Below are 12,834 nucleotides of genomic sequence, written 5' to 3'. Positions count from 1 at the left end.
AAGTATTACTGATTCAAGAAAAAAAATAAAAATCCGATGGATATTTTCGTAAGCGATAGCTGATCCAATTCGGCATGCTTACCCAGATAGTCTTTGATGGACTTGGTAGCCTGCGAAAACTGGCATTTTACGGTGTTTATCGAAATCGATAGATGGAGAGCGATTTCTTCGTTCGTTAAGCCCGAAAAAACCCGTAATCGAAAAATGGCCTCGCGTTGGGGAGGAAGTTGTTTCAGGCCATTTTCCAGAATGATATTGTATTCCTGATATTGATACGTATTGGTCGGAGAATCCTCACCACCGACTTGCTCGGTTTCGAGAGACAGATATTCCCAGATGGCTGCATGATTGTCACGTATGAGATTCATTACGTGGTTTTTCATGGAAATCGACAAAAAATTTTTGATGGCATAGGCTTCATTGAGCGTGTGCCGATGATCCCATAGCTTCAGAAAAATGTCCTGTACGGCATCTTCAGCCAAATCAGGATTTTTCAGGAATTTATAACCTATTGCATATAAATGTTTGTAATACCGGAAGTAGATTTCCTCGAAAGCCTGCTCATCACCCATTTTCAGACGTACCGCCAACGATGCATCTGATTCCAGGTTTTGCTTTCCAGAAAGGTTCCGAATAGGCATAAAGACTAAAGAAGGGATTGCAAAAACGATATACTGACTGTTGAGTTACGCCACTACCACTCGTTGCTTCTATAAGCGGGGCTTCAATACGATCTATTAAGTATATAGTTTAGTATCTTTATAGGAAAGATACTAGTAAAGCCCAAATACTTCCTATTTTTAAGTCAATATTTTTTTCTGATCGACAAGACACGTCCCATGAATCCATGCAAAACTTGCCTTGTCGATCAGAACCAAACGTTAGTCAACCCTTCCGGAAAACCAGACTAGATATACTGATTGATGATGCTCTCCAGCCACTCCTGCTTACCACTACGTAGCGCAGGCTCTCCATTGGCCAGCGTGTAAGCACGCAGGTCTTCCAGCGACAATGTTCCATTTTCAAAAGCCTTGCCCTGACCTTCATCGAACGATGCGTAGCGCTCCTGCCGGAATTTGAGGTAATCCGACTCTTTCAAAATAGCATCAGCCACGATAAATGCCCGCGCAAACGCGTCCATTCCACTGATATGAGCCAGGAAGATATCCTCAAAATCGGTAGAGTTACGACGTACTTTCGCGTCGAAATTGATACCGCCGGGCTTAATACCACCTGCCTGTTGAATAACCAGAGCCGCTTCTACCAGCTCGTATAAATTGATCGGGAACTGATCAGTATCCCAGCCATTCTGATAATCGCCACGGTTGGCGTCGATGCTACCCAGCATACCGGCATCGGCTGCTACCTGCAATTCATGATCGAACGTATGGCCCGCCAACGTAGCGTGGTTTACCTCAATATTTAACTGAAAATCTTTATCCAGCCCATACTGGCGCAGGAAACCGATAACCGTAGCCGCATCGTAATCGTACTGGTGTTTGGTTGGCTCCATTGGCTTCGGCTCGATGAAGAACGTTCCTTTAAAACCCTGTTTGCGGGCATAATCGCGGGCAATGGTCAGGAATTGGGCCAGGTGCTCAACTTCGCGCTTCATGTTCGTGTTCAGCAACGACATATACCCTTCGCGGCCACCCCAGAATACGTAGTTCTCTCCACCCAGAGCGATCGTAGCATCGATGGCATTTTTCACCTGGGTACCGGCATAGGCCAAAACGGCAAAATCGGGGTTGGTAGAGGCCCCATTCATGTAACGGGGATTCGAGAATACGTTGGCCGTTCCCCACAGAAGTTTCACGCCACTCGCTTTCTGCTTCTGCTGCCCGTAGTCAACAATTTTCTGTAAACGGCTTTCGTATTCGCTGGCCGATCCACCTTCATCAACCAGATCGATATCGTGAAAGCAATAGTAAGGAGCACCAATTTTGGTGAAAAACTCAAAAGCAGCATCCATCTTCTGTTGAGCCCGTACGTTCGCATCGCTATCCTGATCCCAGGGGAAAACGCGCGTACCCGGACCAAATGGATCACCACCCGTACCGCAGAACGTATGCCAGTAGCTGATCGCAAAGCGCAACTGGTCGCGGAGCGTTTTACCGTTAACCACCAAATCAGGGTTATACCACTTGAATGCTAATGGATTCTTTGATTTAGGCCCTTCATAGCCAATTGTACCAATTCCGGAGAAATATTCCCGATCGCCCAGCGTAACCGTCGACATAACTGTTAATTAATTGATTATTAGTTAATTTCCTATTCTTATATCGTTAAAATAGCTCGATAAAGCCTGCTCATATGTGTCATTTTCCGGCCAGATCCATCCTCATTGTAACGTAGCATTTTACGGTTTTGCTACGTTATAAGCCATCTTGCCCAGACCGCTCTCCTTTCTTGTGAGATTGACACTTATTTCTGGATGTAAAGCTGAGGTTTATTTAGTTAAATGTCAATATGACACTCATCATTTTACAAAAAAAATTATATGAAAAGTATAGTTATCCTGTAAAAAATCGCTTTGTGCGCTTACAGGGCTATTTCTGAGTTAGGAATAAAGTTGAGGAAGGAGTTCGTGATCTCACGATATTTTTCATTGTTGACCTGGTAGTAATAAGCGCCCCTTTTGGAAAAGCCCCTCTGTTTTTCATCCAGCTTAATCAACAAATTGGTCGACAGAATCTTGCGACTAAAATTCCGCTTGTCAAATTCTGTGTTGTAAATGGCGTCATATAGCTTCTGCAACTGAGGAATTGTGAACTTCTCGGGTAATAATTCGAAACCGATAGGGTGCTGAGCCGCTTTGTAGCGGAGTCGTTTAATTGCTAAGTCAACCATGTCGCCGTGGTCAAATAGCAAAGGAGGAAGATCGTAAATAGAAAACCAGCGCGCCTGGAACGCTTCAGAGATTTTAGCCTCATAATCGGCTATTTTTATCAATGAAAAATAGGCTACCGATATCGTGCGTACAATTGGATCTCGGTGGGGATTTCCGAAGGCATACAACTGTTCCAGGTATACATTCGTCAAGCCTGTCAGGTCAAACAGAATCCGGGCAGCGGCCTGTTCTAATCCTTCATCGGGCTGAAGCCACCCGCCCATCAGCGACCACGTCGTTTCTTCGACACCACGTCTGACCAGTAGTATTTTCAGGCTATCACCATCGAAGCCAAATATGATTGAATCTAAAGCTAGTAAATAGGGATGCTGCTGTCTGTATTGGTCTAACATGTAGGATTAGGCAAGCCTGCGTCATTTTATATCGAAGATAAGACGGAATATCCCAATTGTTAATGATACGTTACGTTGAGGTACGCCCCAAAATTGAAATAACTAACACATTATCAACGATTAATAAATTTCAAGAAAACCAAAACTACAGCTACTTATTCATGCCATTAATTCATATTCATTACTCCTCAACCCGGCTGTGAGCAAACGTCTCCTGCTTGTTTTCTTCACATTCATAAATAGCCAAAAAGGGAACTAACCTGTATACGATTAGCTCCCTCTTTGCTATAAATACGATTCGTTTTCCTTACTTAAGGTCGTTGCCAGCAATATCTTCCCAACGGTAAAAATGGAATGTTTTCCCTTCCGACATAGCCACAAATAAGCCATGCGGGAATTGATTACCAAGGGGCGTGCTCGTTACGTCGGAACCGTCGCTGATTTGAGCCGCCACCCGTACTACCTTCAACAATTTATGATCGTTGGGATGGCCAGCCTCCCCTTCCCGACGGAAAATATGAAACTGATTTGCGCCCTGGTCTGATACCAGAATATAGCCCGTTCCGGGACCAGTTTTATAAATCGAAATGCCTTCGTGGTCTTCCGAAAAACCAGTCTTCGCGAAAAGAGCCAACTCCTGGTTTCCCTTGTCAGGATCGGCATAATATTTTCGGACGCCCACTCCTTCATCGGAATAATAGACGTAACCCAGCTCGTTGTCGACAGCAATCGACTCGATTTCTTTTTTACCGCTATAGGCGCCGAACTTACGCACCAGCGTAGCACGGACCTGGCCAGCCCCATCGTCGTTGAGCCGATACTGACCAATATAGGACCCGTCGGTCGGGCCCGATTTACGGCCAACCATTGCATAGAGAATACCCTTCGGACTTTTGTACAGGGCAATGCCCATCAGATCGCGAAACCCATCGGTCGTGTCGCCGGTAAACATCGCCAGCCCGCCGTTGTCAATCGGCTTCATATCCGGCAGGGCAAAAATACGTAGCTTGTGCGTGAACCGTTCCGTCGTTACGGCAATATCGGTCGGTTTGCCATTCAGCATCAAGCCATACGCTACATCGACGTTGTTGGGGCGCTTCAGGTTATGTATCTCCTTAACAATCTTCCCTTTCAGGTCAAAGACATAAAGTCCGCCATCCTGATCTTTATCCGTACCAATTACCAGGCTCTTTGACGGATCGGCGGGGTTAATCCAGATAGCCGGATCGTCGGTATCGTGCCGAACCGTGTCGGTAACAAAAATGGGTTGAATCACAGCATCCTGCTTAGAAACAGGTCCGCTATGCTGAGCCTTGTTCTGTTGGCAGCTTGCCAGCAAAACAAAGCCTGCGAGTACACCAAAAGCTGTTTTATTAGACAATACCATTGATTCGCCACTTGTAAAGACCTGAACGACTCTATTACGTTCGTTCAGGTCTGGTATGCTGATTAGTTAGAGCCAAAGGCACCAATGATTGTCGATGGCGTTGGTGATTTATATGTTTTTCCGTTCGCCAGTGTTAAACCATTCGCAAACTGAGGAGTGAAGTTGGTAGTCCCTTTACCAATAGCTGGCGAACCAGGCTGTACCCGGAAATCCCAGGCTGTGTTAAATACTGCATTTTTCGAATCAGTAGACAACGGATAGTTCACGAATTTAGGGTCATTATCGCCAATCGTTTTGCTGATGATATCATTGGTACCGGACGCAATTTCAGTGGATGGCTGGAAGCCGGTTACGCCATCCTGGGTAGCGCCATAATACAGGTTATTGCTTATTTTAGACCGGTTATCTTCCGGATTTTTCGGATCACGCTTTACGCCAAAGCGGTCGTTAGCCAGCAGATTATTATAGAGTTCGGCCCGTACGCCCGCTTCAATCCAGATCGAACCACCTTTAATGGTTGGCCGACGCCAGCCAGCATTCACAACGGTGTTGTTATAGGCAACCACATACGCCTGCGGAGTCCGATCGCCCGTGTTCGACAATTTCAGCGCATTCGTATTGGGGCTATAGACCATATTGAACGCTATGTCGGCCTGCACGCCCGATTTCAGGTTGATCGCATCGCCACCCGATACGCCCTGTGTATAAATCTTGTTATTGGCAATGAGCACTTTACCACCTTCAATATAAAAACCATCTTCGTTCTGGTTGTTCAGGCGGCTATTGACAATGATCAGCTTACCGTTCACATTGGAATAATTGATAGCCGGTACGTGGTTGCCAGCAGCCGCTTTATATAAACCAGCTTTCACCGATGGTGAACTCTCCGTTGTTACGGCTCCACCGTATTCAATAATGGCGTTGTCGAGCAGGAGTTCGGCCGACGTTGGCGCGGCAATAATACCGCCCCAAAGATTTCCCCATTGATTGGCGGTGGTTTTCCAGGCGTCAGGAACCGTGAATTTTACCGGATTGGCCGACGTACCCATTACGTAGAGATTCCCCCGCACAATCAGCTCGGGCTTTACCGTTGAATCGCTGAACACGACCGTTACGCCTTCTTCAATGACCAGCGACTGGCTAGCCGGAATCTGTAAATGGCCCGTGATTTTATACGTACTACCTTTGGCCCAGGTACCCGATACGTCGCCCGATACAGCTTCTTTTACAACTGGCGTCGGGTTAACCGACGGATTACCGGTTTCGTCGCTCTTTGAACAACCGACCAATACAGCAGCCGACAAGGCGGCAAGCAGGATTACTTGTTTCATTTTATGGATTGATTACAAATTCGTTTGGCACGCTAAAAATTTTCGCAGGAAACAGTAGCTAACTTGCTCATTCATTACAGTTTATACCGAATACCCAGAACGTAGGACCGTTGGTAGAAATCGCGCCGGATCAGCGTTTTACCGGACAAATCCTGATTCGGCACATCTGAATTTTTGCTACTGACGTTGTTGATAAAAATCTCGGTGGGCGTATTCAGCAGGTTATTTGCCTTCACGAATACAAGAAAGCCTCTGCCTGAACTGGGTTTCCCGATACGCTTTTCGGCCGATGCATCCATCTGAACAAAGCCTCGCTGATACAGATCGTTGTCCACGAACTGCGATACCGTATTGATACGTCCGCCCGTATAGCTGGCCGCTATCTGCGCATCCCAGCCACGCCCGGCATCTTTATAGAGCAGAGATAGATTGGCTACGTGCGCCGACTGACCGTAGAGCGGACGTGTCTGATTGACCGTTATGGTTTCCAGGTCGCCCTGTTCATTCCGAATACGTTTCGACTTGGGCGTTGTGATGCTGGAATTGGTGTAGGTATAGTTTGCTTTCAGACCCCACTGCCGGAAGTATTTAATAGCGTCGACCTCCAGTCCGAAATTGGTGGCATTCCCGAAATTTCCCGGACCATAATACAAATCCTGTCCCCGGATTGCATCTTTCTGTAGCGTGTATTCAATGGGGTCCTGAATACGCTTGTAGAACAGACCAACCATAAACTGCTCCAGCGGGCGCGGAAAAAACTCATAGCGCAAATCCACATTATCGGCAATAACCCGTTTTAGCGTAGGATTGCCCCGCTCCTGGTATTCTTCATTAACGATACGGTAGGGCACGATTTCGAAAAAGCCTGGGCGGTTCAGCGACCGGAAATAGGATAGTCGCCAGTTGGTCTGTTCATTGGGACGGTAGCGAAAGTGCAGACTCGGCAGTACGTCCGTATAAATCTGGCTACCCGTAGGATACTCTTCACCAATCGGAAACTTCATGGCGTACCCCTGATCGGTATGCTCAACACGAACACCGCCCGTTATTTCCAGCGGTTGATCCATCGTGCGGAACTGGATATACCCTGCGGCAATCTTTTCACTGGCATCGTAGTTCAAAGCTGAAGCAACGGAGCCTAATGGATTCTGAATGACCCATCCGATCTGGTTGTACTCCGTAAAGTCAGTACCATACTGCGCAAACGGATTACTCGGACGAAGGGTGTAGTTATTGTAGAAATTGCTACGTTGCTTATCGCGATATAACCCACCAGCCATCCATTCCACATCAACGCCCGCCAGCGTAGTTTTAAGGGTCAGGTTCAGATAACCCGCCAGATCGGTATCAGAATTATGCTCCCAACGACGTTGGCCGTCTTGAACGGTGGTACGTTGTTCTACAAAATTTTTACGAATACCCAGCAGTGGTATATAGGTCTGATCAGGAACCTCATTGGTCGCCAGCGAATAAACTGCCGACCAGTTGGCACTTAAGTTGGTGGCCAGCTCGTGCGTCCCCTGCAACGTACTGGTATAAATTTTCTGCTTTGTCAGGCGGGAGCGGGTTTCGTAGCCAAGCGTAGCATTGCCAAGCACCGGATCAAATCCACCGATACCCAGCGACGTTGATTTCGTCTCCCGAATCTGTTCGTTTTCCAGACCGATCAGGGCGTTGAACCATTGCAGTTTGTTACGTTCCGACACGCCGTCGCGGTTGAGCCGGTAATCCATTTTCACATGAACACCATATCGTGTTTGGCGCTCCGAATACTCGCGTTCACTTTGTTTGGTCAGCGTCATTCCCCGTAACGTATCCACTACGTCGCCGTTAAAGAACAGGCTGTTGCTTCCCCGAAACGTATTCTGCAAACTCCCCGCCAACATGACGCCCAGGCGCTGACTGAAGAATCGGTTCCCAATAGCCAGACTACCAATCAGATTGGGTGGTGGGCTATGTCGTGTATACGTAGCCGATGCCTGATTAAAATCGGACGGCTTAGCGCTATACTGATTACCAAACTGCTCGTAGGGCGATTTAGGATTGATGTTTTTTGTATCGAAGCTGACGAAAGGGCGATTCAGGAATAGCTCACTGTAGCCCGTTGCTACGTTAGCCAGTACAGTCAGATGAGCGGGCGCATCTTTCATCACCATATTGATCGCTCCCCCAACGGCATCCCCTTCCATGCCAGGTGTCAGAGCTTTGTATACTTCAAGGCGGTCCAGCAACTCAGCGGGAAAAATATCGAGCGGTACGTACCGGTAGCGATTATCGGGACTTGGTATTTTCACACCATTGACCAGCGTATAGTTATAACGCTTGTCCATGCCCCGCAGGATGGCGTACTGACCGTCGCCATTGCTATTCCGTTCGATGGATATACCCGATACGCGCTGGATGACATTGGCAACCGTCAGGTCGGGCGATAGCTCAATAGATCGCCCCGATACAATGTTAGTAACCTGCAGGGCATTCCGTTCGATATCCCGCGCCGTCCGATCGCTGGTGCCATCGCGCTGGCCTTTCACCGTCACCTCCGTCAGCAGGCGATCATTCTCTGTTTCCAGTGGCAAATCGAGCGTACTGACCTGGTTGTCGTTGCCGATCACTACGTCACGCGTCATGGTGCGGTAGGATACGTAGCTGATACGAATCGTGTAGGTTCCGGCCGGAATATTCTTAATCGTGTACGAGCCATCCAGCCCCGACACGGCATGTAGTTTTGTATTATCCAGCAGCAGCGTTGCGCCAATAACGGGCTGCCCAGTGGTCGCATCCAGTGCTCTCCCTTTAAGGATTCCGGCCATTGCCTGCGCTCCCGAAACGAGAAGAAATATGCCTAGTAATACCTGCTTCATGCTGTTCAAAAACCTACATCAATCCTGACTTTTCAATTATTCCTGCCCTCAAATGGGCGTCGTAATTGACAGGACAAAGGTCTACGAAGCGTTAGGACAGGACAAATTTCAGCCGTGAACAAAAAGGCAACAAGCCGTTACGCAACGTAAGCAACCAGGCAGCAATACACCAAATACCATTTGGCTATCAACGCATTACCAAAATCAAAAACCGCCATTATCTTATTGTTAACAATAGAGCAGCCAACAATACAGAACTCGATTGTGCTAGACTTCGTGGGTTTCGGGCGTGGTTTGCGTTTGCGCCGGGAAGCGCTGTATAAACGCCGATAGCGACTCCCCTTCAGCCAGCCCAATCTTTTTTCGCAACCGGTACCGGGCCACCCGCAAACTATCCGACGAGATGCCCAGCAACGTAGCAATATCGGTCGACGTAATATTCATTTTGAGCAACGCAATAAGTCGTAAATCCGTAGCCGTCAAATCGGGAAACTGCTGCGTTAATCGGTTGAAGAAATACGGGTGAACCTGATCAAAAATATTCCGAAAGTCGTCCCAGTATTTATCCTGATTGAAACTCAGCACAATTTTCTGAGCGAGTTGGCGCAGTTGCTTTTTCTGGTCACGCTTGTCGTCTTTCAGAATGGCGTTCAGATCTTCCTTTAGCTCCTCCAGCACCTGATTTTTCTGGATAATTTGCAGCGTATGGGCGGTCAATTCCTTGCTTTTGAGTTCCAGCTGGCTTTTCAGGTTTTCCTCCTCCAGTTGTTTGTTTTTCAGCTCGGCCTGAATCAGTTCGTGCTGCGTCCGAAAAATCTCCTGATTCTGCTGATTAATAGCCCGCTCGTTCTGGATTTTTAGCCGCTGCCGACTGATAATTACTGCGCCCAGGACGCCGATCAGCACCAGCACCACAACCGTTCCACCAATAATTAAGGCATCGATCTGCTTTTGCGCATTGAGCTGTGTGATCTCACTATCTTTCCGTTCAACCTCATATAATGTCTGAAGCAGCGCAATCTGGCGGTTGTTTTCACGGGCGTAAATGTCGTTGGTCAGGTTACGGCTTCGCTCTATATATTCATAGGCGCTGTCGGGCCGATTCATCAACCGATACGTTTTGGCGATATCGCGCAGAGCGGCACTGAGCTGATAGAGTTCGCCTTTCTGCTCGGCCATCTGCCTGGCTTGCTGCGAAAATTCCAGTCCGCGCTGGTAATTATTGGTTTTCCGAAACACATCGCCCAGATTATTGACAATCTCAATCTGGCCAATTTCGTCGTGCGTTTTCCTGGCCAGGTCCAATGCATACTCATAGTAATAACGAGCCGAATCGTAGCGAGCCTCATCCTCAAAAATACTCCCCAGATTCTCGTAAATTTTCGTCAGGCTTATTGTATCAGTAGCCGTTCGGCTATACGTTAAAGCCAGTTTCTGGTATCGGTAAGCCAGCTTGGTCGCTTGCCGTTTTTCGTAGATATGGCCAATGTTGGCGTAGGTTTGCGCTAATCCATGTGCCATCCGATGCTGGCGATAAAAAGCCAGTGCTTCATTGAATTGAGCCAGTGCTTTATCGGCCTGTTCGTTATAATAATAGACCGTCCCTAACTCATTCCGATTGCGAGCCAGCCGATTTCCATCCTTCGCCTGCACAAAGATTTTCTGGGCCTGCAGCAGAAAATCGATGCTTTGGGCATAGCTTCCCTGATGAAAAAACAGTAACCCTATCTGCTGTAGATAATCGCCCTCCTGCAACTTACTATTAGCTGCAATAGCCTCGTCGAGCTTGATCTTGATGAGCCGATAAGCCGAATCGGGGTATTGACGGGCAAGTTGCTCGGTAGCACTTAAACGCTGGCTCAGGCAGTGAGTTTGTCCACTTAACAGCAACGCCAATAGCCAAAAACAACTACGTATCAGCGAAGCGAAAAAACGTGGACGCCCGGGCTGCCTTTCCGACATCAAAAGAAGACACATCCTTTATTGATTAGGTCAATCAACAAAGGTACGGCCTAACCTAGTGCGGCTTATGTGAAGTTTTTGTTACCGAATCTCCAGCACTTCAGTGGCAATAAAAAACCTCGGCCCGCAGGTCGAGGTTTTTTATTGCCATAAGACAAAATCAATGTAATGATCAGGCATACTCGTATGCTTCCTCCTCTATTGGTTTATACTGGCTTAATTCCTGCTGCACCGCTATCGCAAAGGCAACCATATCCGATTTGCGATACCGATCAACGGATACGGCCCCCGACGGAGGAGTAAATGTTACACTAACCTGTTGGCAAGCCTCCCACAACTCAGGATTCACCTTTATTTTGTATTGACGAATAGGCGTATCAACGCCAAACCAAAGACCAATGATATTGCCAATGGTCATTTTCATTTTGTGTGCCATAACGTATCGTTTTACGAGATAAGTACCTGGATTATAGGCCTGTTGACTCCTATCCATCACTAAGACGAATAAGATTGGCGAATGGTTTGAATGTGTTCAAATATTCTTTCGCAATGGTCCGTATGGCTTCCAGGCTTAACCCTCCAACGAATTGACCAGCGTGATCGTATACGGTTGCTTTGTCGGTAAACAGATCATAAACGCCCTGTGGCATCAGTTCATGATCTTCATATCCCCAGAACAAAAAATCCAGCGCATCGACCAGGCTATCAAAGCCGAGACTGCAGGCCATTTGGTGTTGTTTAAAAACAGCGATAAAGCGCATAACGAGGATGTTGAGTATGCCCGCAAAGGTAGCAGGTCGTTACGTAAGGCATGTTAAGTGGAGATTATCAAACAGGCTGTTATCAGACCATGTAGTTCAATCTGCTTTTAGGTAAAAGTTAGTAAGAATAGCCAGGGCGATACCATAACAATTTCATAACTCAATTATCAGTGACAGCCATTCGGCAAAATAGTCTTAGTGGTGTAATTAGCTACTCCCTATGATTTCCCACTGGATTAACGAATTGATGAATTTGGTTGCAGGCAATAGCCGCTACGTTCGCTACTCTCGCAGTAAAAAGCTGGTTTTCCTTGGCATACTATTCCTGTTTGTGGTAATATCCATCCTGCTCGTTCAGTTTATTTGATCAACGACTATGAACGTAGCGACAATACCGCCTGCGGTTCGCCAGGCAATCGCAACTGAGGTGCTACGTGTCGTTTCAGATCCTATTAGGCTCAGCAACAAACCAATTATTATAACACAGATGCCAAATCATTACTAGATAATTCGCAACTTGCCAGTAAGAAAGCCTGTTTTTGACTGATTAGTATCCACCCTGATAAACATTATCAATCTATTAAGAATAGGCTACTGCCTATTCTGCCCAAGCGATGCTCGCTACTTTTGAGCAGAATTAAGACCATCCATGTCGACACGTGTATACAGGACCATTTAGCAAACAGCAGGAAGCGGACTTAATACAATGTCTACAACAAGGCAATGCCGATGCTTTTGAGCAATTGTTCAACGGATACAAACGCCCTGTTCTTTTTTTCATTCAGAAATTCCTTAAGTCCGACACAGAATCCGAAGAGATTCTGCATGATGTCTTTTTAAAGGTCTGGCAGCATCGCGAACAGCTCGATCCAGCCATCGGCCTGGGCGGTTACGTACATACGGTAGCCCGCAATCTGGTGTTAAATCAAATCAGACAAAAGGCGACGATCAATACCTTAAATCAGGAATGGGGACGGCGCATAGATGTCCACAGTCATACGGTTGAAGATCAGTACATTTCGGCTGAGTATGAAAAAATGGCGCATAACGCCATTGCGCAGTTACCCCCTCGCCGTCAGGAAGTGTACCAGCTCTGCTCGGTTGAAGGTAAAAGCTACGATGAGGTGAGCAAACAGCTCGGCATTTCGCGCGATGCGGTCAAAGATCACATGGTACACGCCCGTCGTTTTCTAACTCATTTTCTCCGACGCTACGCCGATCTGACGCTCCTCGGCCTCCCGGTTGGCGCTAGTCTGATAAAATTTTTCCTGACCGAACTACCCTAATTT

Annotated in this window: 10 protein-coding genes; 1 reads left to right on the top strand and 9 read right to left on the bottom strand. The window is 47.2% G+C overall.

From position 1 onward, the window contains the following. Positions 1–5: 5 nt before the first annotated feature. The 9 genes from GK108_RS21765 to GK108_RS21725 all read right to left on the bottom strand — a co-directional run bounded on the left by GK108_RS21765 (position 6) and on the right by GK108_RS21725 (position 11,512). Positions 6–641, bottom strand: coding sequence for an RNA polymerase sigma factor (locus tag GK108_RS21765; protein WP_163953058.1), 636 nt, complete (start codon positions 639–641; stop codon positions 6–8). A 266-nt stretch (positions 642–907) separates the two neighbouring features. Then, positions 908–2,239: a xylose isomerase gene (gene xylA, locus GK108_RS21760; protein WP_163953056.1), complete on the bottom strand. Its 1,332-nt coding sequence runs from the start codon at positions 2,237–2,239 to the stop codon at positions 908–910. A gap of 302 nt (positions 2,240–2,541) precedes the next feature. Beyond that, entirely contained in the window at positions 2,542–3,243 is a 702-nt protein-coding gene (locus GK108_RS21755) for an NUDIX hydrolase (RefSeq protein WP_163953054.1), read from the bottom strand. 307 nt (positions 3,244–3,550) lie between these two features. Further along, on the bottom strand, positions 3,551–4,630 hold the full coding sequence (locus GK108_RS21750) for a phytase (protein WP_163953052.1): 1,080 nt from the start codon (positions 4,628–4,630) through the stop codon (positions 3,551–3,553). A gap of 62 nt (positions 4,631–4,692) precedes the next feature. Beyond that, positions 4,693–5,961, bottom strand: a complete 1,269-nt coding sequence (locus GK108_RS21745; protein ID WP_163953050.1) for a right-handed parallel beta-helix repeat-containing protein — start codon at positions 5,959–5,961, stop codon at positions 4,693–4,695. A 74-nt stretch (positions 5,962–6,035) separates the two neighbouring features. Beyond that, positions 6,036–8,822 carry a TonB-dependent receptor gene (locus GK108_RS21740; protein WP_163953048.1) on the bottom strand — a complete coding sequence of 929 codons (2,787 nt, stop codon included), beginning with the start codon at positions 8,820–8,822 and terminating at the stop codon, positions 6,036–6,038. A 267-nt stretch (positions 8,823–9,089) separates the two neighbouring features. Next, the gene (locus GK108_RS21735; protein ID WP_246225059.1) at positions 9,090–10,799 is read right to left on the bottom strand and encodes a tetratricopeptide repeat protein; all 1,710 of its coding nucleotides are present in this window, start codon (positions 10,797–10,799) and stop codon (positions 9,090–9,092) included. Between the two features lie 157 nt (positions 10,800–10,956). Beyond that, positions 10,957–11,220 (bottom strand): hypothetical protein, encoded by a 264-nt coding sequence (locus tag GK108_RS21730; protein ID WP_163953046.1) that lies wholly within the window; start codon positions 11,218–11,220, stop codon positions 10,957–10,959. A gap of 49 nt (positions 11,221–11,269) precedes the next feature. After that, positions 11,270–11,512 (bottom strand): hypothetical protein, encoded by a 243-nt coding sequence (locus GK108_RS21725; RefSeq protein ID WP_163953044.1) that lies wholly within the window; start codon positions 11,510–11,512, stop codon positions 11,270–11,272. A gap of 692 nt (positions 11,513–12,204) precedes the next feature. Between GK108_RS21725 and GK108_RS21720 the strand changes: the two genes are divergently transcribed. After that, on the top strand, positions 12,205–12,831 hold the full coding sequence (locus GK108_RS21720) for an RNA polymerase sigma factor (RefSeq protein ID WP_163953041.1): 627 nt from the start codon (positions 12,205–12,207) through the stop codon (positions 12,829–12,831). The last annotated feature ends 3 nt before the right edge of the window (positions 12,832–12,834 follow it).

Origin of the sequence: Spirosoma terrae (genome assembly GCF_010435915.1) — a bacterium.
In the GTDB taxonomy this organism is placed as follows: domain Bacteria; phylum Bacteroidota; class Bacteroidia; order Cytophagales; family Spirosomataceae; genus Spirosoma; species Spirosoma terrae.
This window is presented reverse-complemented; position numbering and strand designations above follow the sequence as displayed.